The sequence below is a fragment of the Mycoplasmatota bacterium genome (genome assembly GCA_018394295.1).
GTDB lineage: Bacteria > Bacillota_I > Bacilli_A > Haloplasmatales > Haloplasmataceae > JAENYC01.
Genome location: CP074573.1, coordinates 1,277,139 through 1,300,731 on the forward strand (window position 1 = coordinate 1,277,139; position 23,593 = coordinate 1,300,731).

The 23,593-nt window shown below is 27.2% G+C and carries 25 protein-coding genes; 6 read left to right on the forward strand and 19 right to left on the reverse strand.

The window, feature by feature from the left end; translation table 11 throughout:
* Positions 1-578: 578 nt before the first annotated feature.
* The 16 genes from KHQ81_05870 to parE form a co-directional block, all read right to left on the reverse strand.
* A complete protein-coding gene (locus KHQ81_05870) occupies positions 579-1,748 on the reverse strand; it encodes an ABC transporter substrate-binding protein (protein QVK19227.1) in 1,170 nt (389 codons plus the stop codon).
* Position 1,749: 1 nt separating this feature from the next.
* On the reverse strand, positions 1,750-2,532 hold the full coding sequence (locus KHQ81_05875; GenBank protein QVK19228.1) for an ABC transporter permease: 783 nt from the start codon (positions 2,530-2,532) through the stop codon (positions 1,750-1,752).
* Entirely contained in the window at positions 2,526-3,374 is an 849-nt protein-coding gene (locus tag KHQ81_05880; GenBank protein ID QVK19229.1) for an ABC transporter permease, read from the reverse strand. The genes KHQ81_05875 and KHQ81_05880 overlap by 7 nt, the downstream gene beginning before the upstream one ends.
* A complete protein-coding gene (locus tag KHQ81_05885; protein QVK19230.1) occupies positions 3,358-4,464 on the reverse strand; it encodes an ABC transporter ATP-binding protein in 1,107 nt (368 codons plus the stop codon). The genes KHQ81_05880 and KHQ81_05885 overlap by 17 nt, the downstream gene beginning before the upstream one ends.
* A 15-nt stretch (positions 4,465-4,479) precedes the next feature.
* Positions 4,480-5,019 carry a helix-turn-helix transcriptional regulator gene (locus tag KHQ81_05890; GenBank protein ID QVK19231.1) on the reverse strand — a complete coding sequence of 180 codons (540 nt, stop codon included), beginning with the start codon at positions 5,017-5,019 and terminating at the stop codon, positions 4,480-4,482.
* A gap of 329 nt (positions 5,020-5,348) precedes the next feature.
* A complete protein-coding gene (locus KHQ81_05895) occupies positions 5,349-6,110 on the reverse strand; it encodes a methyltransferase domain-containing protein (protein QVK19232.1) in 762 nt (253 codons plus the stop codon).
* A 22-nt stretch (positions 6,111-6,132) separates the two neighbouring features.
* Positions 6,133-6,357 (reverse strand): hypothetical protein, encoded by a 225-nt coding sequence (locus KHQ81_05900; GenBank protein QVK19233.1) that lies wholly within the window; start codon positions 6,355-6,357, stop codon positions 6,133-6,135.
* Positions 6,358-6,371: 14 nt separating this feature from the next.
* Positions 6,372-7,694: a hypothetical protein gene (locus tag KHQ81_05905; protein QVK19234.1), complete on the reverse strand. Its 1,323-nt coding sequence runs from the start codon at positions 7,692-7,694 to the stop codon at positions 6,372-6,374.
* A gap of 269 nt (positions 7,695-7,963) precedes the next feature.
* Positions 7,964-8,152, reverse strand: coding sequence for a hypothetical protein (locus KHQ81_05910; protein QVK19235.1), 189 nt, complete (start codon positions 8,150-8,152; stop codon positions 7,964-7,966).
* A 17-nt stretch (positions 8,153-8,169) separates the two neighbouring features.
* Complete coding sequence (locus KHQ81_05915; protein QVK19236.1) at positions 8,170-9,966, reverse strand: UvrD-helicase domain-containing protein; 1,797 nt, start codon at positions 9,964-9,966, stop codon at positions 8,170-8,172.
* A 21-nt stretch (positions 9,967-9,987) separates the two neighbouring features.
* The gene (locus KHQ81_05920; GenBank protein ID QVK19237.1) at positions 9,988-10,746 is read right to left on the reverse strand and encodes a histidinol-phosphatase; all 759 of its coding nucleotides are present in this window, start codon (positions 10,744-10,746) and stop codon (positions 9,988-9,990) included.
* A 14-nt stretch (positions 10,747-10,760) separates the two neighbouring features.
* On the reverse strand, positions 10,761-11,930 hold the full coding sequence (locus tag KHQ81_05925; GenBank protein QVK19238.1) for an MFS transporter: 1,170 nt from the start codon (positions 11,928-11,930) through the stop codon (positions 10,761-10,763).
* 9 nt (positions 11,931-11,939) lie between these two features.
* The gene (locus KHQ81_05930) at positions 11,940-12,944 is read right to left on the reverse strand and encodes a hypothetical protein (GenBank protein ID QVK19239.1); all 1,005 of its coding nucleotides are present in this window, start codon (positions 12,942-12,944) and stop codon (positions 11,940-11,942) included.
* Between the two features lie 148 nt (positions 12,945-13,092).
* Complete coding sequence (locus KHQ81_05935; protein ID QVK19240.1) at positions 13,093-13,440, reverse strand: hypothetical protein; 348 nt, start codon at positions 13,438-13,440, stop codon at positions 13,093-13,095.
* 77 nt (positions 13,441-13,517) lie between these two features.
* Positions 13,518-16,025 carry a DNA topoisomerase IV subunit A gene (gene parC / locus KHQ81_05940; GenBank protein QVK19566.1) on the reverse strand — a complete coding sequence of 836 codons (2,508 nt, stop codon included), beginning with the start codon at positions 16,023-16,025 and terminating at the stop codon, positions 13,518-13,520.
* Positions 16,026-16,036: 11 nt separating this feature from the next.
* Entirely contained in the window at positions 16,037-17,959 is a 1,923-nt protein-coding gene (gene parE / locus KHQ81_05945) for a DNA topoisomerase IV subunit B (protein ID QVK19241.1), read from the reverse strand.
* A 114-nt stretch (positions 17,960-18,073) separates the two neighbouring features.
* Here parE and plsY point away from each other — a divergent pair, with 114 nt between their 5' ends.
* The 5 genes from plsY to KHQ81_05970 all read left to right on the forward strand — a co-directional run bounded on the left by plsY (position 18,074) and on the right by KHQ81_05970 (position 21,160).
* Positions 18,074-18,724 (forward strand): glycerol-3-phosphate 1-O-acyltransferase PlsY, encoded by a 651-nt coding sequence (plsY, locus tag KHQ81_05950; GenBank protein ID QVK19242.1) that lies wholly within the window; start codon positions 18,074-18,076, stop codon positions 18,722-18,724.
* Positions 18,725-18,970: 246 nt separating this feature from the next.
* A complete protein-coding gene (locus KHQ81_05955; GenBank protein QVK19243.1) occupies positions 18,971-20,020 on the forward strand; it encodes an IS1595 family transposase in 1,050 nt (349 codons plus the stop codon).
* A 183-nt stretch (positions 20,021-20,203) separates the two neighbouring features.
* Entirely contained in the window at positions 20,204-20,311 is a 108-nt protein-coding gene (locus KHQ81_05960; GenBank protein QVK19244.1) for a YjcZ family sporulation protein, read from the forward strand.
* Positions 20,312-20,777: 466 nt separating this feature from the next.
* Complete coding sequence (locus KHQ81_05965) at positions 20,778-20,864, forward strand: YjcZ family sporulation protein (GenBank protein ID QVK19567.1); 87 nt, start codon at positions 20,778-20,780, stop codon at positions 20,862-20,864.
* Positions 20,865-21,040: 176 nt separating this feature from the next.
* Positions 21,041-21,160 carry a YjcZ family sporulation protein gene (locus KHQ81_05970; protein ID QVK19245.1) on the forward strand — a complete coding sequence of 40 codons (120 nt, stop codon included), beginning with the start codon at positions 21,041-21,043 and terminating at the stop codon, positions 21,158-21,160.
* Between the two features lie 50 nt (positions 21,161-21,210).
* Here KHQ81_05970 and KHQ81_05975 read toward each other — a convergent pair whose 3' ends face one another.
* The 3 genes from KHQ81_05975 to KHQ81_05985 are packed head-to-tail and all read right to left on the reverse strand — an operon-like array spanning position 21,211 to position 22,746.
* Entirely contained in the window at positions 21,211-21,603 is a 393-nt protein-coding gene (locus KHQ81_05975) for an FMN-binding protein (protein QVK19246.1), read from the reverse strand.
* 1 nt (position 21,604) lies between these two features.
* Positions 21,605-22,120, reverse strand: coding sequence for a flavodoxin domain-containing protein (locus KHQ81_05980; GenBank protein QVK19247.1), 516 nt, complete (start codon positions 22,118-22,120; stop codon positions 21,605-21,607).
* Positions 22,117-22,746, reverse strand: coding sequence for a TetR/AcrR family transcriptional regulator (locus tag KHQ81_05985; protein ID QVK19248.1), 630 nt, complete (start codon positions 22,744-22,746; stop codon positions 22,117-22,119). Before KHQ81_05985 ends, KHQ81_05980 begins: the two co-directional genes overlap by 4 nt.
* Before the next feature lie 493 nt (positions 22,747-23,239).
* Between KHQ81_05985 and KHQ81_05990 the strand changes: the two genes are divergently transcribed.
* Positions 23,240-23,524 carry a helix-turn-helix transcriptional regulator gene (locus KHQ81_05990; protein QVK19249.1) on the forward strand — a complete coding sequence of 95 codons (285 nt, stop codon included), beginning with the start codon at positions 23,240-23,242 and terminating at the stop codon, positions 23,522-23,524.
* Positions 23,525-23,593 lie beyond the last annotated feature (69 nt).

Below are 23,593 nucleotides of genomic sequence, written 5' to 3' on the forward strand. Positions count from 1 at the left end.
ATACTATATTGTCGATGTTTGTCACTATTAAACAATATAGTTAATAATGTAAGAAATAATGGTAATATATCACAATTATTTATCTAAAATACATCATAACAATCATTATGGTGTATTTTACTGTGTTATTTTATGAAAATAATTGTATAATAGTAACAATATATTAAATTCTATTGTTTAGTAATAATAAAATACATAATTCTTGAATATCACATAATATGTATTATAGGAAGTTAAAATAACAAACACGATGACCGGGTGAGAAGTAAGTAATGATAGTAGTTCACTTAGATTTAAATCATTGAACAAAAAGAAATAGAATAATCTATAAAAGAATTTAAATTATGCTCTATTCCAATCATTTGATAATGAGATCAAAAATGTTTGTATTTTTTTGCTTACCCACTCTACTCTACATATTCGACATTATTTTTGAAAGATTAATACTTAGAATTATTAGTTGTTTTTAAAGTAGCGTTATAAAAAGTACTTTAATAACATGTAAAAAAGCACTGATAGTTTATAGTGAACTAAAAGTGCTTTTTATCGATTTTATTTTCTGATTAAATTGAAAAGTATTAGTAACTTTTTTTCTTTCTTGAATATAAGAAATATCCTCCTACTCCAACAATTACAACAATTCCAATTATTAATGGAATAATATAATTTGTTTTTGGTGCGAGAACTTCAGACCAAACTTTATCATACTCATTGATAAAATCACCTGGATCTCTAAATACTTCTGTTTGAACATCTCCACCTAAGATATCAATAATCCCTTCAGGATTATAGGCTATATTACTTGCCCAATCTTCTGTTTTTACTGTATTGAATACAGATTCAACTGGAGATGAGTACATAACATATTCTGTGTTTTTAGTGGCTATTTCAGGTTTACACATAAAGTTAATGAATTCATGTGCTAAATCAACATGTTGACTTGTTTTAGGAATAACCATTGAATCAATCCAGAAATTAGTTCCTTCTTTAGGAATAGCATAAGCCATATTTTCATTCTCACTCATGATAAAAGATGCATCCCCTGAGTACACAACAGCTAGTGCTGCTTCCCCACTAATCATTTGTTGAATGACAGAATCAGTCACATATGAATAAACAAGTGGTTTTTGTTCAATTAATTTATTTTTAGCTTCCTCTAAATCATCTTTATTGGTTGTATTCATTGATTTACCTAAAAGTTTTAAGGCAACCATTAAAGAATCGCGTTGACTATCATACATGAAGATATCTTTTTTATAATCTTCATCCCATAAGATAGACCATGAATCTACAGGCTTATTTACTTTGGTTGTGTCATACAAAATACCAACTGTTCCCCAAAAATAAGGGATTGTGTATTTATTATTAGGATCAAATACCTTTGATTTTTCATAATACTCATCTGATATTTCGTTACGATTTGGCATTTTATCTGGGTCTAATTCAACTAAAAGATCTTCTTTAATTAGTTTTTCAATCATATAGTCTGAAGGAATAACTACATCATATTTTGCATCTCCAGTTGTTAATTTTGTGTACATTGATTCATTAGAATCAAATGTTTCATAATTTACATTTACATTAGGAAATGCTGTTTCAAATTCTGTTATTACCTCTTCATCAATATACTCTCCCCAATTAAATACATTTAAAGTGATCGTGTCTTCAGCGTTAACGCTATTGTTGGGAGTAACTAAGATAATGAAAAATAACATAATTAATACTAAACTACTAATAATTTTTTTCATTTTAAAACCTCTCTTTTTTATTTTTATAACTTATTCTATTTACGAAAAAGACGAATAAAACAATACATGCGACCATTAGACTTGCTAATGCATTAACAGTTGGTCTGATTGGTTTTTTTGCCATATTATAGATTTCAATTGATAGATTTGTAACACCGTTCGATGTGTTAAAATAACTAATTACAAAATCATCGATTGACATCGTAAAAGCGATTAAAGCCCCTGCAACGATTCCAGGCATGATTTCAGGAATAATCACTTTTCGAATTGCTTGAAGTGGTGTTGCCCCTAAATCAGTTGCTGCATCTAACATGTTTGGGTCTAACGCATTTAACCTTGGTAGTATGGTCAAAATTACAAAAGGTGTACTAAACATAATATGGGCAAGTACCATCGTAGAAAAACCACGTGGAATCCCTAATGAAACATATAAAATCATTAATGAAACTGCTGTTACTATATCAGGATTAATTACTGGAAAATAATTTATATTTAAGACAGTTTCTTTTATCTTTTTTGAAGTTTTGTAAATCCCTAATGCAGATATGGTACCCAGTATAGTTGAAACAGTGGTTGATATAATTGCACAAACTATGGTATAAACAAATGCATCTTGGATTTTTTCGTTATTAAATAATTCAATATACCACTTTAAAGAGAAACCACTCCACTTCCCCATTGAATCTGCTTCATTAAATGAGTAAAATACTAAAACAAAGATAGGGGCATAGAGAAATAAAAACATAAATATTAAATACATTACATGACGTGTTTTTATTACCATGGAAGGGTACCCCCTCCCTTAGATTTATATTCATCAGATTTTTTCATAAACTTCATTGATAATATTATTATAATCATCAAGATAACTGAAATTGCAGAACCGAAATTCCAATTTCCTAATAAGAAAAATTGTTTTTCTATTAAATTACCAATTAATATATAATCTCCTCCACCTAGAAGACGTGGAATGGCAAATGAGCTGACAGCTGGCAAAAATACCATAATAATTCCAGTAACCACTCCAGGAATAGATAGCGGAAATATAATTTTTAAGAAAATTTCTTTTGTACTTGCTCCTAAATCACTTGCAGCCTCAATTAAATCATCATCAATTTTTATGAGCGTTGTATAGATAGGAAGTACCATAAAAGGAATAAAATTATAAACCATACCTATTAGTACTGCAGCATCTGTGTAAAGTATCCCATTAAATGTAACTCCAATTAAACTAAATAAATAATTTAATATTCCACTTCTACCTAATATAATCTGCCAAGCATAGGTTCTAAGTAACATATTAATCCACATTGGTAAAATGAAAAATAAAATAAGCACATTTTGCATCCTAATATGAATTTTTGATATAATCCATGCAACAGGAAATCCAAATAATAAGCATAATACAGTGGTTTGAACAGCAAGTAAAATGGATTTAGATAATATATTAAAATTAGTTGAACTAAAAAATGCAATATAATGATCTAATGTAAATTTAAATGTTGCAGAACTTCCACCTTTATTTGATGTGATACTATATAGAAAAACCAAAAAGAATGGAACAACAATCATAATAAAAATCCATAAAAGATAAGGATATGCTAGTCTTTTAAGTGATTGATTCATCCTGTATTACACCCACTTCCATAACATGAATATCTTCAGGCTCTACAGTTAAGCCAACAATATCACCAATCGAGGCTGGTTTAGTCGTATGAATTACATATTCTTTTCCATTTACAATAACACATATTTCATAATGAACACCTTTAAAAATAATTGAATCAACTACTCCAATCATAGGAGCATTATCTTTTTTGATTATTTTTAAATCCTCAGGTCGTATAACAACCTCTACAGGTTCATTATAATGGAAGCCTCTATCAACACAATCGAAAATATAATCTTCAAATTTTACTTTATAATCCTCAATCATAATTCCTGATATAATATTACTCTCACCTATAAAATCAGCTACAAAACGATTTTTAGGTTCATTATAAATATCTGTTGGAGAGCCTATTTGTTGAATTAAACCATTATTTAAAACTACAATAGTATCACTCATTGTTAGTGCCTCTTCTTGATCATGTGTTACATAGATAAAGGTAATACCAATTTTCTTTTGCATTTCTTTTAATTCATACTGCATATCTTGACGTAGTTTTAAATCTAGTGCTGCAAGTGGTTCATCTAAAAGTAAAACTTTTGGTTCATTAACTAAAGCACGTGCAATTGCCACCCGTTGTTGTTGGCCACCGGATAATCGTTTAACATTTCGATGTTCAAAATTTTCTAGTTTAACGAGCTTTAACATTTGTTTTACTCTTTGAACAATTTCATTTTCCTTCATTTTTTTAAGTCTTAATCCGAAGGCAATATTTTCAAATACATTTAAGTGTGGAAATAATGCATACTTTTGAAATACGGTATTAATATGTCTCTTGTTCGGTTCTATATGTATTATTGATTTATTATTAAATAATATATCTCCTGTTGTTGGAGTTTCAAATCCAGCAATCATTCTTAAAATTGTTGTCTTACCACAACCAGAAGGTCCTAATAATGTCACAAATTCATTTTCTTTAATTGATAAATTAATCTCTTTTAGCACTATCTCTCCATCAAACTCTTTAGATAGGTTTTTTATATCAATTAAAGATTGATTTGAACTAGATATTTTTTGATGATTGTTGCTAATTTTGTTATTAATCATTCTGATCCTCCTATTTTAAAAAGTAGGTGGGGTCGTAACCCATAAAACTTTAGATACTTTTTTAGCTTTATTTTTGATATAATGTTCTCTATTAGGGAAAAAGTAAAATGATTCTCCTGCCTTAACTAATAACTTTCTTTTCCCATGGATTAACTCGATTTCTCCCTCTAAAACATATCCAAATTCTTCCCCTGGATGTGGGGTATGTTTATAAGAGAGGCCACCAGGTTCTAGTTCGATTAAAATCGGTTCCATCTCATTTTTTTGAGCGTTTGGGATAACCCAATGTATTTTTATCTTATGATCTTCATCATGTTTAATTGAAATATCTTCGTTTTTAAATACAATTTTTTCATCATCTTCTTCAGCGAAAAAGTCGCCTAATGTTGTCCCTAATGCTTCTAAAATATCATGAAGAGTTGTGATAGAAGGTGATGTCATTTCTCTTTCGAGTTGAGAAATAAATCCTTTGGTTAATTCACAACGGTCCGCTAATTCTTCTTGAGTTAAACCATTTTCCATTCTCAGACGTTTAATTTTTGACCCAATATTCATGATTATTCATCCTTCCTAAAGTATTACTAGTATAAACTTAAAGTTTAGTTTTTATAAACATTTATAAATTATAAATAATTTTATACTATTTGTCAATATAAACTCCCAATTTTTTACCAAAAAGTTTACTAAAATTAAACTCTAAAGTAAGTATTACTTCAATAATCATTTGATATTAGAATAATTTATCTTGGTTAAACGATTTCAATAATGTCTATAGAAATAATAAAAAAGTGAGTTAAATTTAACCCACTTCGATGTATAATTAATCAATTCTACTATTTGTTATCACTCATATTAGTTTTTCACTTTTTGGAAGGAAAGTTATATCATTGAAAGCATTTCCTTCCAACATAGATGTACATATTTATACTAAAAAAGTACTCACCCGTTTGGTTTAATAGTAGCATTTCATCATAAAATCTTTCATATTCATCTTTAGTAATTAAGTTGTCTTTTATTAAATCTTTAAAGCCTTTAATCATTCCATAGCCATAATTTCCTTTTTCAAATTCTGAATTAGTTAGAACATAGGTAAAAATAGAACCTTTAAAAAGTTTAGTCTTATTAAATTCTCCTAACAATCTTCTTCCCATCCAAGAGTCAACTGAACCCATCCAGTCTTGCTGATTATCAGCATAAGCAGTCACAATTTTCCTAATTAGTTTTTTATCTTTTCCATTTATTATTATTGAATCCCAGTCGAAATGACCAAAAACAACAATACCCTCTTCTTTTAAGACTCGATTAACTTCTTTTAAGAACGATTCTTTTATCTCAATACATTCTAATAAATTCAATGAATATACTAAATCAAAATAATTATCCTTAAATGGTAGTTTTCTTGATACATCAGCAACTAAATAGTGAATATTACTATTATCTTTAGAAACTTCTTTTGCTTTTTCAATAAATCGTTCACTAATATCTATCCCATATAATTCAGATTCTTTGGTTGATATTTTTTTTGCCAAATTTCTTAAGTCTAATCCATCTTTACATCCTAAATCCAACACTGAGTTAACTTTGTCAAAATCAATCAAAGAATAAATAAATTCCCGCATTTCTAAATTATCTTTACCAAATATCATTGATATCCCCTCCTAAAAAATATTAATCTTCTTGACACTTTGTTATTTTTTTAATCTCTTTAATTTCTAATAAAATAATGAACAGTAATGGAACGATTGCTATATCAAAATAATCAAGAAACTCTGTTACACTCGAAGGTGAAATACCAACGGAAAAGTCACTGAACATTTCAGAAAATACAATATAGACAGTAAACCAGATTAGTAAATTTTTAATTATAGATAATATGTTTCGTTTTTCATTCATAACTTAGATTCATCCTAATTATTTTTAATCAGTTTATATAATGGTTGATTTTCTTTATTTTGTAAAATAGGTAGATATCCTTTTTCTAGTACACTGAAATCCCAAATGTTTTCATCATAATAAAGAGTATTAATATACCAATTTTTATCTAATAGCTGTTCCTCATCAATAATACTATCACTAGGGATTTCATAATTTTCAATTGTTTTACCTTCATAAATATACATAACTCCTACTTGACGATAATTTTCTCCATATACATTTCCTAACATGAAACTTAAATGTGATGTTGTATGACTTGAAAGTATTCCAATATATTCGGAAGCATGTATATCTCCTAGGACAAAACTATAACGAATTTGTCCCACATCACGACCAACTATTCCACCAACATACATATTTCCAGTTACAGTAGCGTTACTATAACTATTTGTTATAATACTCTTTAATCCAGATGAATATCCTACAATTCCCCCAATTTGAATATTGCCACTCACTGTGCCCAGCGCATAGGACTTTGTTATTGTGGTAGCACTTCTACCAGAAATTCCCCCTACTTCGTCATAACCTTCTACACTACCAGAAAATGATGAAAATTCAATTATCCCATTATTAAATCCTACTATACCACCAACTTGATTATTGGCTTTTATATCTCCTGATACATCGACATTCATTACTTTACCATAATTTACTTTTGCGACAGTTCCAATGGTATTTAAATCAGTTTCAATAAGGGAATCCTCAAAATCAATATTTTGAACAACACCATTTTTACCAATACAATATAGTAATGGTTGATTTAAATTAGTAATTTTATATCCATTACCATCTAATATCCCTTCAAATTTTGACGACTTATTACATTGACTGAAATTACTAAATTCATTGATACCCGTGAAATCTAAATCATTGGTTAAATAATACTTACCATCTAAATTATTATATATTTTATAGAAATCTCTTACTGTACTTATTATTTTAATACTATGTTGTTCATAATAGGCTGCCCCAAATGGAATAAATGAGGAGACTAGAAAGAAAGCTAATAAAACACTTTTTTTCTTAAATATTTTAACATTAAGCGTAGTCATCTTTCCTTTCTTTTCTTCAGGATTAGATATACTAATATCAATTTTTTTCTTATTTTCTTCATTTCGGATTTTTATATTATGTAATACTTTTAGTAAAATAATAAAAATAACTAATTGAAATATAATTGATATAATTATTGATACAACAAAAAATCTATTATTATAATAGATAGTTAATAAAAATGTAGCTATTATTTGTAAAAAATATATGCTGGTCAATGTTTTTTCTGAATTATTAATCATTTTCCCCCCTAAAATATTTTATTAAATATATGATTATGAGTTAAATTATCCATGCCTAAATGGATTACTTGAACTTCAATCAAAAGATATAGGATTTATTTATACTATACTATTTATCTAATTTTATAACAACTAATTCTCTTATTCTTATCCCTATTTTTTCTATTTATATAACTAAACATAAAAAGCACGTTCTAAACAGTTAATAGTACGTGCTTACATGTCATATGAATAATTGTAAAACAGAGTTTTTATACTCATTTTCTTGTTTATGATTTAGATTCTCGTTTGTTTCTTATTAATAGATCAATTACACTCCCTATAATAATCCCGATTACTGCACCAATTATAAGAGCTAAAGGGATATTTAATTTAAATACAATTGATGCTAATAAACCCATTGCCGAACAAAATACTAAAATTAATCCTACAAAAACGTATGAATCTTTTTTATACATAATACCATACCTTTCTTTTATTTACTTGGAATATCAACTACTCGAATAAACTCATTGTTGACATTTTTAAAGGTTAAGTAATGATGACTGTCAAAGATAACTATATTTGTTAAATCTTGACCATTTTTTAATATATAACTAATCACATCATTATCTATATTATTATCCAATATTTTAACTCCAATTTTATGATAATCTACATCAATTAAAATATCAAAAATAGGATGTGTTTTTAAATCTTCTAATTTATATCCATAATACTTACATAAATTATCTTTAATAAATGCGATAAAATCACTAATTCGATATACATTTAGAGTTGATTTAATTTCAAATTTTGAACCAATATCAAAAACAAATTTATTATAATCTATAAGAGAAGGCAATAATAAATGGGATGGTTCAGATATAGATGAATTGATGATTAAAAAATCAGTTGCATTCGCTAATGCTATATAGAAATTAATCGCATCTTCGAAATTTTTATTGATATTTATAATTTTATTAATTGGACCTGTACATAATTTTTTATTGTCTGCATCGTAAATAATAACCACTTTAAACTCACAATTTGTAATATCCTTTTTATGAACAAAAGTAATCGCATCTACTTCTCTCATTCCTACATGATCATAAATATCATGTACCTTAATATTATTCATTTTACATTGGTTTCTCATATATTCTAAATTATCCATATCAGTAAACATGACTAATATATCCTTTAATGAATAATTCATATTACTAATTAATAAATCTAAGCGATCAAAGAAGACTTCGCGTTTTTCATCTGCTCGTTTATTGTAATAGTAGGTCAATACAGATTTAAAATCGTTACGATTAGATTTTGAACGATAGGTTAACTTAGGATTAATTAATTCATTATTTGTTAAATTTGTTTCAATTATACTAAAAACATTTTTGCTATTTCGATAATTTATATCTAATATAACAGATTGTTGAATACTTTTAAATAATAAACTGCTCTTAAAATTCTTATATCGATCTTTTGATTTTAGTTCATCTAAAGTCATATAACATGAATATTCTTCGTCTTTTTGCTGATATAAATAATAGATAATATCTAATTCAATTTTCGAAAAATCTTGTATATCATCAAGAAATACATGAGTAAATGTCATAGCTAACTCATTATTCTCATGTTGATGATAGATTAAACGTAAAAAACTTTGATAAAATGTTTGCTTATCAAAAAAATCACCACTTAAAGCACTACTTAAATAATCATTATAAATTTGCCAAATACCTTGCTTTTCTCTGAATGATAAAAGTCCTTTTTTTATTGATCTTCGTGGAATCAATAAATAATGCTTTAATTCTTGTTTTAAGGTTTCATCTAATTCTTTGTTACTCTTGAAACATATATTAGATTGAATATAATTAATTTCATCTAAGACAAAATCAACAGTAAAATCAAAATTATCATTACCAAGTTGGTAATTTTTCACTAGTTCATCAATCAATAATTTTTTATCATCATTATTAATAGTATTTTGAAACAGTGGTAGGTCTATTCTTTTCAAATACTTGTAAATTAGTTCATTCATTGTATAAACATTTAACATATTGTATTTAGATGAGAGTAAAAAGTATTGATTTAATAAAATTTGTTTTTTAAGTTCATCATTAACGATAAAAATAGTATCATTTTGCGAAACTTTATGTTTTTTCAAAAGCGACTCATATTTTTTTAATAATACAGTTGTTTTTCCTACACCAGAATACCCTTCAATTAGTAAATTAAATCCTAAGGGAGCTTTCAAAACTTCCATTTGATTTTTGTTTAAATCCATTTACCTCACCCTCTTTTTAATTTATATAGTGGTGACTACATTCAAACCACTTGATAAAGCTATTTCTCTAGCATATTTTTCAAAATTATCATTTAATAGTTTAGGATCATGACAATCAGAATTGACAATCACTTTTACTTGATATTCTTTTATGATATCCCAAAAAGGTTTATACGGATAAGGATATCTGTATTTTCCTGCAATATTCGTTTTACCCCTTCTAAATCCATTCGCGTTAAATTCTAAAATAAAATCTTCTTCTAAGCAAACTTCTGCAAGTTTTCGCGTATATTCTTCTGCTAAATCATTAAAATGATAAGAAAATGCAAATAAATCAGGGTGTGCAGCGAAAGCAAATAAATGTGATTTAATTCCTTTAATTAGTGTTTCAAAATACCCAGCTAACATTTCATCATTACGAATAAAAAATCCGCAATGTTTATTCCCTTTATATATATAATCATGGGTGGCTAATATCATATAATCCAACTTACGCTTTAATTCTTGATAATAATCAATAAATTCATCATAATACTCAATTTCAAGTCCTGCTTTGATTTGAATTTTATCGTGATATTTTTTTTGACACTGATTTATTTCTTCTAGATAGATAGCTAACTCATTCATTAGCATTCTATCATTATAATATTTTGGCATGGGAGCATGGTCAGAAATACCAATAATATCGTACTTTTCAGCGATAGCTTTTTTGACGTAATCTTCAACATTGCCACAAGCATGTCGGCAAAAATGATGGTGTGTGTGATAATTAGTTAACATGTCTACAACTCCATTTATACTGTTTTTGCTTTAAAATCATAATTTTTTAATAATATGATAATTAAAATGATGTTTAAAATATGTATAGATAAAAATAATAAAAAGATATTTTGTACCCCACTATCTATAATCAACCCTGTTAAATAAGTGATAAAAGCGGTTGATACCGCAACAATAGCACTTAATAAGGAATAAGCAGTTGCTAATACTTTTGTTCTTACATTTTCTGAAGTGAATTGTATAAGCATTGGATAACTCAAGCTATATGTTAATCCATGTACCGAAGCTAACATAAGTATCATGATGTAGTTTGGAAAAAGGAAGAACATCAAATAACGAAATACATTCATTATATTAATAATAAGAAATATTTTTTTAAGTGAATATATCCGATATAAATATTTTGTTAAGTAAAGCATCGGTACTTCAATAATAACAGATAAAAAGATGGCTAATGCATTATATTGATTACTTCCTGCAATATTTTCTAAATAAGTACTCATATATGGAAGATTAGAATCATTCACTCCATAGGTAATCCCTACTAATATCGTAATAATAATAAAATATTTATTATTAAACAATATCGGTAGATCATTTTTAATATTCATTTTTTCTTTTTCATTTTCTTTATAGTTAACATCGTCACTAACGATGATGATAATAAATACGATTAAGAAGAAAATACCACTTAATATAAAGATTATTTCGTGTCCATAAAGGTTTGCATAAAAATAACCAATGATGGCAGAAATCGCAAAACCTAATGACCCACCTACTCTAATCGTTCCATAATTAACCTGTCTTTCTTTACACACATTAATTAGTATTTCATCGTATAAAGCAAATATTGGTGCACGAAATGTCATAAATAAAGCGATGATAAGAAAAAACAAAATATATGTTTTAATAAATGTTAATAAGGAAATAAGAACTGCACTAAATAAGACTGCAATCATTAAGGAACGTTTTGGTGATTTAATTTTGTCTGTTACAATTCCCCATATCGGTAATGTTAAGATAGGAACAATTGTGGTAATGGCCATCAAAGTTCCAATTTGTATTGAGGAAATTTTCAAATCATTTTTCAAATAACTCGTCAATACTGGGAAATAGGAACCTAAAGCTAGTCCAATAAATAGATAGGCTATAAAATACTTAATGATGCTTACAACTTTAATCATGTGTACTCCTTAGAATGATTGATATTTACTATGTTTAATTTTTCGCCATTTTGCAGAGCGTCCTTTTCCTGTTGGCTCTATAATTCCCCTTTCTCTTAAGTTCTTAAGTGATCGGTTTATTGTCGAATCACTTATATATGGATTATACTTTCTGATGTCCTCTTTAGTAAAGAGATTATTGAAACTATATACAATTTGTTCAACTAATTCCTCCTTACTATATTGTTTATCACTTTGAAAGTTTTTACATAACTTTTCGAAATTTTCATACATTTTATTTAAAACATTGATAATAAATATAGTAAAGAAATGATATTGAGGTAATCCAATCCCCCAATTCATTGATGATTTATTAACAGCTTCAATATATTTATCTTCTTCATCAAATATTGTACTAAAGAAACTAACATAATCAACAATTTTATATCCATATTGTTTTAATAATAACATGAGTAAAATAATGCCAATAAATTCATTATACTGGTCAAACACGCGTAAATTGATGAAATCAATAGTGAAGGCACAAAATAAAGTGATCAGTTCACATTCATTTTCACTTACTAATTGATTAAATTGTGTCACTAAATTATCCAATTCACTTTTCTTTTCGAGTCGATTTCTTTTTCTTTCAATACTTGAATTAGGATCAAACTCACGAAAGATGAATTCTTGTATTTCAATAATACCATTTGTAGAAAGTTTCCAATTTGATTCAGCTTTATGCATAATTTGAAAGAATTTTAGAAAATTAGCAATTAATTTTTCTTTTCGATTGGTTGGTGTAAGACCTTGTTGTGTTAGTAATTTATATTTTTGATTTGATAAATCAATATGCAATAAATATCCTGAAAACTCAGAATCAGTTTCAATCACATTTTGCTTTATCACTTTACTATCATTTTTAATTAAAGATAAGTAATAAAGTTCATTTCCTTTATTTTCATATGATTTAGTTAATTGTGTAATTAATTGTGGTGCAAATGGCGTTGTTTTTATATTCGGAAAATAATACATATCTTATCCCCCCTTCTGCTTTAATATAATTATATATCAAATAAATAAAAATGGAAATATTTATTTATAAAAAAATTAAATATTTCCATTTAAATATATTCATTTTGATAAAAATGATTAAAATAAACGATAAAACTCGACATATTATTTATAGAGCAATAGAAAATCCATTTAAAATGAAGAATAAAACTGAGAATCCAACTAGATATAACACACAATTAAAAGCTAATTTAATTGGTCCTTTAATAATTCCCTTAATATCTCCACTGATAATATCTAAACCTAAAAATAATAAAATCACAAATGTGAGTTGTTTTAAAGCATCAAGTTTTAATAAATCGCCCAATTTAAACTTATCTTGAAGACCAGCTGGGAAATATGCAGTAAGCTTGTCTGAAATAACACCAACATTTTCTGCAGTAAAAATATTTGAACCAAATCTTTGTAAAATTACAACAGTTAATGCGAACCAAATGATTTTTAATATCGCCTTCATTTGCTTCTTTCCCCCTTAATTTATCATATTCTCATAAATTATATAATAATTTACAAAATAAGTCAAATATTGGTAAATTAATTTTTAAATAATTCTAATTGTTCGTATTCTTTTTTATCGATTTTATTACTTATTTGTTCTTTTTTTATCAATTTATCACTAAAAACATTAGTTAAATTAGTTGTAATTTCAACGAGGTTGGATAATTGCACCTTCCCCTTAAATTCTTCGAATAATTTCCCATTACTGATAATTTCTGAATAAGAATTTAAATGATTTACAAAAGTTAAGTAAGAACCATCTTTTTCAACCACAAATGGTTCATCTTTTTTTAGGAACGCTGAACCAATATACTGATGACTATTTTTCTTTAGTGGTTTTAATGTCATACTACCACGGTTAGTTCTTACAGAAAATGAAATTTCTTGTTGTTTAATTTTTTTAATATTACCTCTATTAGTTAATAATATTAACTCATAATGATTATTATAAATATAATTAAATGATACAACTTCATCATCTGTTTTTAAGTTTATACTTTTCACTCCTGCAGCCTTTAACTTATTGACTGGTATTTGATCTTCATTGTATTTGTTTAAATATCCAAATTTAGTAACAATAACTACCTCTCGATTTTTATTATCAGATAAATAAGCATTAACTAATTCATCATCGTCATGTTTAAATGATATGGAAGTAAAACTTTTGTTATTACGAGTTGTTTCAAATTCAGAAAGTGGACTTCGTTTAATGAAACCTTGTTTAGTTGCCAACACAATATATTGGTTTTTTCTAAACTCTTTCACAACAATTACTTTAACAATATGTTCATCAGGGTCTATCCTTATTAAATCATTAATATGTTGTTTAAAGTCTGTATTTTTAATAATATCAATTTGATGAACATGTAAAAAGATGTAATTTCCTTTATTCGTAAAAAGTAATACTTTATCTAAGGTATTCACTAGTAAATTGGCTATAATATAATCTTTTGCTGTGATGCTGGCATTTTTAATCGTCATCTCATTCGTTTTACATTTAAAAGTCCTAATATAACCTTGTTTAGTTATGTTTAACACGACATCTTCTGATTTAATCATTTTCGTTTGATCGATATGAATATCTTCAACTTCATTTTGAATTTCTGTCATACGAGGATTTGCATATAATTTCTGAATTTGTTTTAATTCACTAATAATAACTTTTACTAATTTATTTTCAAAATTTAATATTTCTAATAATTCATTGATATAGGATGTTAGGTGTCTTGCTTCTTCCTCTAAAGTTTCAATATCTGTTGTTGTTAAACGATATAATTGTAATGTAACAATTGCCTCAGCCTGTTCATCACTAAAATCAAATTGTTCAATGATATTCTCTTTAGCGTTTACTTTATTCTTAGAATGTCTGATGGTATAAATCACTTGGTCTAAAATCGAAACCATTTTAATAAGACCTTCTAATATATGTAATCTTTTTCTTGATTTACTTAATTCATAATTAGAACGGTTAATGACTACTTCTTTTTGGTGTTCAATATAAGCATCTAATATATTTAATAAGCCTAATTGTTTTGGATGTTTATTGTGAATCATAACCATATTAAAATTATAGTTAACTTTTAGGTTTGTGTTTTTTAATAGGTACTTTATAATGAATTCTCGATTCGCTTCTTTTTTGCAATCAATCACAATACGTAACCCATCTTTATCAGATTCATCACGACATTCATCTAGGCCATCTAATTTTTTATTTAAACGAATATCTTCTATTTTTTTCAGTAGATTAGCTTTATTAACTTCATAAGGAATTTCAGTAATTATTATTTGATTTTTTTTCTCTGCAAAATAATATTTACAACGAACGACTATTTTTCCTCTTCCTGTTTCATAGGCAGTTTTTATCCCATCTATTCCTTGAACAATTCCTCCAGTAGGGAAATCAGGACCTCCAATAATATTCATAATTTCTTCCAATGAGCAGAGGGGGTGTTTTAAACGGTAAATGGTCCCTGAAATAACTTCATCTAAATTATGAGGAGGAATTTCTGTTGCGTATCCAGCGGATATTCCTTGTGAACCATTGACTAAAATATTAGGAAATCTTGATGGTAACACCGTTGGTTCAGAATCAGTATCATCAAAATTCAATGCAAAATCAACCGTATATTTATCAATATCTCGTGTTAATTCTTCAGCTATTTTTGATAATCTTGCCTCAGTATAACGCATAGCTGCTGGAGGATCATTATCGATACTACCATTATTTCCATGCATATCAACTAGACGTTCTCTCATTTTCCAATCTTGACTCAAACGTACCATCGCTTCATAAACCGATGAATCTCCATGAGGATGATAATTACCAATAACATTCCCAACTGTTTTAGCTGATTTTCGGTAAGGTTTATTGCTTAGATTTTTTTCTTTATACATTGAATATAATATTCTTCTTTGAACAGGTTTTAATCCATCACGAACATCGGGTAAGGCTCTTTCTTGGATAATATATTTTGAATAACGAGCAAATCGATCAGATAATACTGATTCGATATTCTCATCAATAATTTTATTTATTTCTTCCATTTTTTTGGCCATTATTTTCTCTCCTCAATACCAAAATTGTCTTCAAGTGTGAAGGATACATTATGATCAATCCAATCACGTCGCTGTTCAACCTGATCTCCCATCAATATAGTAAAGAAATGATCAGCTTCAATCGCATCTTCGATATTGACTCTAACTAACGTTCTTGTTTCAGGATTCATAGTGGTTTCCCATAACTGATCAGCATTCATTTCACCTAATCCCTTAAAACGTTGTATGGTGTAATTTCCTCTGGTTTTTTTCGTCTTTTCACTTAATTCTTCATCACTATAGGCATAATCGATATTACTTTTTTTACTGATTTTATAAAGCGGTGGTAAAGCAATATAGATTTTTTTATTTTCAATTAATGGTGTCATAAATCTAAAGAAAAAGGTTAGTAATAATATTTGTATATGTGCTCCATCGGTATCAGCATCCGTCATAATGATGATTTTATCATAATTAATCTTTTTAATATTAAAATCAGCACCAAAACCTGCACCAATTGTATTAATTAATGCATTGATTTCTTCATTTTTAAGTATTTCATCAATTTTAGCTTTTTCAGAATTAATTACTTTACCACGTAATGGCAGAATGGCTTGATATTTTTTATTTCTACCTTGTTTAGCACTTCCACCTGCAGATATTCCTTCTACAATAAACAATTCACTTTTTCTTCGGTCTTTCGTTTGGGCTGGTGTTAATTTACCATTTAGATTCATATTCGTTTTAACTTTTTTTCCTAAACGTGCAATCTCACGTGCCTTTCTTGCTGCTTCACGAGCATGTGCTGCTTTTAAGGCTTTTGAAACAATACTGTCTAAAACATCAGGATTTTTCGTAAAATAAAAAGTAAGTTCATCTGATAAGGTACTTTCAACTGCAGTCCGTGCTTCAGGTGTTCCTAATTTGCTTTTAGTTTGTCCTTCAAATTGTAGTAAATCTTCAGGAATTCGAACAGAGATAATGCAGGTTAATCCTTCTCTTATGTCAGTCCCTTCTAAGTTCTTATCTTTATCTTTTAAGAATCCGCTTTTTCTGGCTAACTCATTAATTACCTTTGTCATAATCGATTTGGCACCGACTTCATGTGTCCCACCATCTTTTGTTCTAACATTATTAACAAATGATAAAAAATTCTCAGAATAAGAATCGATATATTGAAATGCATATTCGATTTCTATATTATTACTACTACCAGAAATAAAAGCAACATCATGAAAGGTGTTTTTATCGACATTTAAGTATTCTACAAATGCTTCTAACCCTTTTTCATAATGGTAGGTTTCAGTACGACCAGTTCTCTTATCATTTAAGGTGATTTTTAATCCTTTTAATAAAAAAGCTGACTCGCGAAATCTTTCTTCTAAAATTTCAAATTTAAATTTCGTGGTAGAAAAAACTTTAGAATCAGGTTTAAATTTTACGGTTGTTCCTGTTTTATTCGTTCTACCGGTTTCTTTTAATGGTGATATGACTTTACCACCTTTTGAAAATTTTTGGACAAATACTTTATTATCACGGCGTATTTCTACCTCTAAATATTCAGATAAGGCATTAACAACACTAGCACCAACACCGTGTAGACCACCTGCAGTCTTATAACTATTCCCATCAAATTTTCCACCAGCATGTAAAACAGTATAAATCACTTCTGGGGTAGGCTTTCCTGTTTTATGCATTCCTGTTGGGACTCCACGTCCAAAATCTTGAACCTCAATACTATTATCATTAAAAATGGTGACATTTATTTCATTACCATATCCTTGAATTGCTTCATCAATGGCATTGTCAACGATTTCAGTAACTAAATGATGTAGTCCACGATAATCAGTGGAACCTATATACATCCCAGGACGTTTTCGAACGGCTTCTAACCCTTCTAATACCTGTATAGATTCTTCATTGTATTTTAAATTCTTTGGCATTTCTTTCACCCTTTCAAGTACATACACTCCTATTATAAATGATTTTGCCATAATTTTGAATATAAATTAACAAAAACTACTAACTCTATGCAAAAGATAAGGTTTTATGGTATAATGCTTAAAGTAAGGACGGTGTTAACATTGAACATTTATAATGAATTAATATACCTTTTAATATGTTATTTAATCGGTTCAATTCCATCAGGGCTTATTGTTGGAAAATTATCTAGAAATGTTGATATAAGAAATCATGGAAGTGGAAATTTAGGTGGAACAAACGCCATTCGTGTTTTAGGAAAAACACTGGGAGGTATTGTTGTCTTATTAGATGTAATGAAAGGTGTTACTTCCGTATTTTTGGCTTATTACATTTTCCAAACTGATATTCCTACTATTATGTTTGGTATAACTGCTGTTGTCGGTCACGTGTTTCCGATATTTGCAAAATTCCGAGGTGGTAAAGCGGTTGCTACAAGTGCTGGTGTACTAATATTTTCATCTCCAATTATTTTATTTATAGGACTTGCAGCTTTTATCATAACATTAGTTATATCAAGATATGTTTCTTTATCATCAACATTAGCAGCTATTATAATCTTTCTATCATCAATAATTTCCTACATATACCAGGATGAACCATTTTTCAAATATTTTTATTCTGACATCTATTTAGTAATAACAATTGGTATCTTTTTATTATTTATCCTATGGAGACATATTCCAAACTATAAGCGTTTATTTAATAAAACAGAACGCAGAATATAATTATAGTAAGAATGATCTATAAAATGAATTGGGACAAACACCCTATCACCATTTTATAGGTCTTTTTATTATGTACATAACTTTTTAAAAAAATAATTGACATAAAAAGGATACTTAATTAGAAAAATATATTCAAATTAATAAATTATTTCGCTAAATTCAATTTAAGTGTTGATATTTTTTTATTGTTACATCTATGATGTAATAAGTCACTTTATAATGAAATTATAAAGTGAGGTAATTAGAATGATAAATAAAATAGATTTAATTAATGAATTAAATAAACTATCTATAAAGAATTATGAAGATGTTTTTAGTTTCATTATGTCTTTCAATAACCCTATAGAATCTAAAAGCGATATTTGTTTGAATTGTCCACATTGTGGTTCAGTTGAGTTTGTTAAAAATGGAAAAACAAACAAAGGAATTCAAAGATACATTTGTCGCGAGTGTAATAAATCATTTTGTGATACATCTAACACTCTTCTTTATAGAAGTAGATGTACTGAAGATATATGGTTAAAATTTATTGATTGTGAAATATCAGGATTATCTTTAAAAGAAACTGCTTATTATAATAATTTAAGTGTCACAACTTGTTTTTATATGCGACATAAGCTTTATAAAGCAATCAGAAACTTAAAGATGAAAGAAACTTTATCTAGTAAAGTTGAATTAGATTGTATTTATACAAAGATAAATCTTAAAGGAACCAAACCATCAAATATGCCTAGACATAGTAAAAAGAGAGGTAATACATCTGCATATTCAGGTATATCTCATCACAAAGTATGTATTGTCGCTGCAATCGATGAAAATGATAATATGTTGCTTGAGATAGCTGGAGTTGGATCGGAATCAATGGAAAAATACACTAAATATACCGATAAATTTATGGATACAACTTTAATTATTTCTGACAGTAAACCATGTATTCAACAATTTGCGAATAATTTAGGTGTTAAGAATGATAAAGTTCCTGTGATAGCTAATAAAAAACGTTATACTACTAATCTAGGTAATAGTTTAGGTGATATTAATCAATTGGCTACCGGGATTACTAAGATTATAAAAAATAGTCATGGTGTATCTATAAGACATTTACAAGATTACTTATCATTTTACCTATATAAAAAACAATTACATTATAGAACTAATCGAAAAGATCATGCAAATATAATGTATAACTTATTAAAATACAATCATCATTTATCTAATAAGGATACGTTAAATTTTGATTATCCAATATCTTTAAAAGATGCTTATTATGAATATCGATATGGGATTTTTGCATAATCATCAACACTTAAATTGAAAAGAACGAATTATTTAAAAAATAAATAAAATTTTGGTTTTCAAGAAGTCCTGTTTTTTTGGGTAAAAAATAAAATTTTTCCTTAAAAAATAAACGAATGTACTAACTTTTTCTGTTTTTTTTTCATATGATACTATGGATGTTAGGTGAAAGGAGGCTTTCTTATGGAAGGTGCAGGTTACGGTTATGGTTATGGTTACGCAATTGTATTAGTTCTATTTATTTTATTAGCTATCATTGGATGTGCATGCTACTCAGGATGGGGATGCTAATTAAACTCTGAATATTCTCTTACATAACTAACAAATGAATTCAATTAGATAAATAGAATTCCTCCGTTTCGTTTATCTAAATTTTAATAATAATTTATGAATTTATCGTTTTGAAGATGAAGTTAACGATTTAGTTTTTATAACTAATAACAAAAAGCAATAAAACAATACCAATAATTTTTAAGTTGATGTGATAATAAATGGTTCTTGTAATCACAAGAACCATTTTTTATATTTTTAAACTTTTTAATTAATCCATATTTAATATAAAACATAATATATATCAAGCCTTAAATCCTCAAGAATATCCTGACTTATCATCATAAGATTACTGATTTAATCAGTAATCTTAATTAATTAAAGATAAATTTTATTTTAATAAAAATTAGTTACATCAGGCTATTTCACTATAAAATAATATAATTGATACATATAATATATTAATAAAACCGAAAGGATGATCTGAATGTCTGGTGGATATTGTTATAATTTATTTAGTATTGTTTTAGTATTATTTATCTTACTAGCGATTATAGGATGTACTTGCTGCTAGTAAAAAAATTCAAATGATGAGTAGGAACTACTGTTAAGAGTAGTTCTTTTTTATCTAGGTATATGTATAAGATAAAGACTTAATTTTCATAAAATAAACAAATAATAAACGATTTCACTATAAAGAATTAACACTACTACATATTATAAAGTGACCTAGTAGAAAGGGGGATTACTATGGCTAACGGTATTGCTGGAGGATATGGATATGGAAATACATATGCAATTGTTTTAGTATTATTTATCTTACTTGCTATTATTGGATGTGTTTGTTATTCTGGCTTTAGTTGCTGCTAATAATTCCAAAAAAACTACCGTTAAAGCGGTAGTTTTTTAGTATAATTATTTTAATCTTCATCTAATGCGTCTTCAATCGCTTTTAAATAAGCATTACAACTAATAGTCGCTTCAGAAACACCATCTACTTCTAATGATTGTTCTTCTATTACTTGATCAAATAATTCATTTGATACTTCATCTCGTTTAAATGTCATATCATCAATAATTCTTATTTCAATAATTTTATGATTTTCAATTATAACTTCAATCTTATTAGACCATCTATAACCATTAAACTCACCCTTATATGTTCCATCTTCAATATTATCTAACACAATCGGATTTATCTCTAAATTCAATACTTCTTTATTTCCATGTAATAAATAAATGAATCCTCCTGCTACTACTAATACAAAAATACCAAATATAATACTTAAGGTAATAATTATTTTTTTTAGCATCCTATTCCCCCTTATCTTCATTCATTAATGAAGCAAAATTATGTATTGCTTCATGTTTTAAAAAACTACCATTTTTGTTCTCATCTAATATAGGAAAATCTTTATCTGCTTTACTCACCATTCTTGTAACTAAGCGATCTAAAAATTTCATTTTCTTATAATAAATTTCTCCACCAAAATAATCTTTAACCACTGCATGATTTAGTAAATCTTCTCCAAATACAGTGTTTATTTGATCAATCGCTATATCACCTTTTCGTGAACAACAAGTAAATAAACCTAGCTTTTTGGTAAGTAATTCATTTAAATGAGTAGAAATAAAAGTTTTTACTTCTTTTTGAATTTGTCCTATATAAATAGAACCACCGATAATAACATTTTCATAGGGATTTAAATCAGGAATCTCCTCTGTCATTAAATTACATAAATCGATTTCCCCATTTAACTCATTTTTTAATAATTGACCACACTTTTCTGTACTTCCATACCTTGTTCCATAAATAATTAAAGTTTTCATACACTTCCTCCTTCTTTTTTTAATAATCCATTAAATAGGATTTCAAAATGTTTTTGAATTAGTTTTTCCTTTTGATCATTTCCGATTTTGTTTTCAATAATTAAGCGAATCACAAGACCAAACGCTGATGACCAAACAATTTGAGCTGTTAATTCCGCATCATTATCTTGAAATTGACCCTCATCTATTCCCCTTTGAATGATTTCTGTTAATAAACTCATCGTCTTACTTCTTTTTGAAATTCCTTTTTCTAAAACAGTTGTTTTTTCTATAATATTGGGATCATTACTTAACATAAAAGCTTTATATTCTTCGGGATAGTCTAGGACTGCATTAATATATGCTTGAAAAATACTTTTTATTTCCATTAAAGGATCATTAACATCTCTTTTAGTTTTAGATATCGCGGATAAAATTTTCATATACCCATCTTTAGCTAAGGTTTCAATGATTTCATTCTTATCCTTAAAATAATGATAAATAATCCCGGGAGAATAATCTAATTCATTCGTAATTTTACGAATTGACAAATGCTCTACCCCTTTTTCAGTAATAATCTTTTTAGCAATATTCAGTATTTTGTTTCTTATTTCCTCTTGTTTTTTTAGTTGCCTTTCTCGACTCATTACACACTCCATTAAACATTATTTAATTATTGAACACTGTTTAATTTTATACTATAATATAAAAAAAATCAATAGATATTTACAAAATATAAAAAAAAGTTGGTTAATATTTCCAACTTTTAGAATAGATATCATATCTATTTTAAAAAATAGAAATTATTGAATATATATTAGGTTACAATAAATAGTCATTTTACTTTAATTTTTACTTCATGTTTAGAACCAATATTAATCTAAAAATGTTTAATCTCAGTATAATTCAATTGATTTACCTCTGGTGTTAAATAATAAACTTTTGAATTATGTTATCATATATGATAACATATACATATGAAAGTTGGATATACAATAATTGGAGGTGCGTGAGAGGAATATGAAATAGAATAATATCAAAAAGAGAATGGCGATGTCCTGGTAAAGGATTTTTTATTATCACTTAATCCTAAGATGAGAGCAAAAAAATATAAATCTGATTATGAAAGAAGGTGTCGCGATGAGTAAATCAGGTATAAAATTTGATGACTTTAAAGATCAAATGAGGAAAGATGAAGAATTTAAAGATGAATATGAAAAACTAGAACCTCGTTATGAGATTATATCTCAGATTATTGAAGCTAGAAATCAACAGAAAATTACTCAGGAAGAATTGGCTTTACGAGTTGGGACCCAAAAGTCAAATATTTCAAGATTTGAAAGTGGATCATATAATCCATCATTAGATTTTCTAATTAAGATTGCTAAAGAACTAGGTAAAGAAGTGCATATAGAACTTAAGTAACTTAACAAGATACTAAAAAAATGAGTGTCTTGTTAAGTTATTTATAAACCATTCATTAAATGTAAAAAA

Excerpts from the sequence above, each read along its gene's own strand:
- KHQ81_05870 (QVK19227.1), bottom strand. The coding sequence starts at position 1,748 with ATGAAAAAAATTATTAGTAGTTTAGTATTAATTATGTTATTTTTCATT.
- KHQ81_05875 (QVK19228.1), bottom strand. The coding sequence starts at position 2,532 with ATGGTAATAAAAACACGTCATGTAATGTATTTAATATTTATGTTTTTA.
- KHQ81_05880 (QVK19229.1), bottom strand. The coding sequence starts at position 3,374 with ATGAATCAATCACTTAAAAGACTAGCATATCCTTATCTTTTATGGATT.
- KHQ81_05885 (QVK19230.1), bottom strand. The coding sequence starts at position 4,464 with ATGATTAATAACAAAATTAGCAACAATCATCAAAAAATATCTAGTTCA.
- KHQ81_05890 (QVK19231.1), bottom strand. The coding sequence starts at position 5,019 with ATGAATATTGGGTCAAAAATTAAACGTCTGAGAATGGAAAATGGTTTA.
- KHQ81_05895 (QVK19232.1), bottom strand. The coding sequence starts at position 6,110 with ATGATATTTGGTAAAGATAATTTAGAAATGCGGGAATTTATTTATTCT.
- KHQ81_05900 (QVK19233.1), bottom strand. The coding sequence starts at position 6,357 with ATGAATGAAAAACGAAACATATTATCTATAATTAAAAATTTACTAATC.
- KHQ81_05905 (QVK19234.1), bottom strand. The coding sequence starts at position 7,694 with ATGATTAATAATTCAGAAAAAACATTGACCAGCATATATTTTTTACAA.
- KHQ81_05910 (QVK19235.1), bottom strand. The coding sequence starts at position 8,152 with ATGTATAAAAAAGATTCATACGTTTTTGTAGGATTAATTTTAGTATTT.
- KHQ81_05915 (QVK19236.1), bottom strand. The coding sequence starts at position 9,966 with ATGGATTTAAACAAAAATCAAATGGAAGTTTTGAAAGCTCCCTTAGGA.
- KHQ81_05920 (QVK19237.1), bottom strand. The coding sequence starts at position 10,746 with ATGTTAACTAATTATCACACACACCATCATTTTTGCCGACATGCTTGT.
- KHQ81_05925 (QVK19238.1), bottom strand. The coding sequence starts at position 11,930 with ATGATTAAAGTTGTAAGCATCATTAAGTATTTTATAGCCTATCTATTT.
- KHQ81_05930 (QVK19239.1), bottom strand. The coding sequence starts at position 12,944 with ATGTATTATTTTCCGAATATAAAAACAACGCCATTTGCACCACAATTA.
- KHQ81_05935 (QVK19240.1), bottom strand. The coding sequence starts at position 13,440 with ATGAAGGCGATATTAAAAATCATTTGGTTCGCATTAACTGTTGTAATT.
- parC (QVK19566.1), bottom strand. The coding sequence starts at position 16,025 with ATGGAAGAAATAAATAAAATTATTGATGAGAATATCGAATCAGTATTA.
- parE (QVK19241.1), bottom strand. The coding sequence starts at position 17,959 with ATGCCAAAGAATTTAAAATACAATGAAGAATCTATACAGGTATTAGAA.
- plsY (QVK19242.1), top strand. The coding sequence starts at position 18,074 with ATGCTTAAAGTAAGGACGGTGTTAACATTGAACATTTATAATGAATTA.
- KHQ81_05955 (QVK19243.1), top strand. The coding sequence starts at position 18,971 with ATGATAAATAAAATAGATTTAATTAATGAATTAAATAAACTATCTATA.
- KHQ81_05960 (QVK19244.1), top strand. The coding sequence starts at position 20,204 with ATGGAAGGTGCAGGTTACGGTTATGGTTATGGTTACGCAATTGTATTA.
- KHQ81_05965 (QVK19567.1), top strand. The coding sequence starts at position 20,778 with ATGTCTGGTGGATATTGTTATAATTTATTTAGTATTGTTTTAGTATTA.
- KHQ81_05970 (QVK19245.1), top strand. The coding sequence starts at position 21,041 with ATGGCTAACGGTATTGCTGGAGGATATGGATATGGAAATACATATGCA.
- KHQ81_05975 (QVK19246.1), bottom strand. The coding sequence starts at position 21,603 with ATGCTAAAAAAAATAATTATTACCTTAAGTATTATATTTGGTATTTTT.
- KHQ81_05980 (QVK19247.1), bottom strand. The coding sequence starts at position 22,120 with ATGAAAACTTTAATTATTTATGGAACAAGGTATGGAAGTACAGAAAAG.
- KHQ81_05985 (QVK19248.1), bottom strand. The coding sequence starts at position 22,746 with ATGAGTCGAGAAAGGCAACTAAAAAAACAAGAGGAAATAAGAAACAAA.
- KHQ81_05990 (QVK19249.1), top strand. The coding sequence starts at position 23,240 with ATGAGTAAATCAGGTATAAAATTTGATGACTTTAAAGATCAAATGAGG.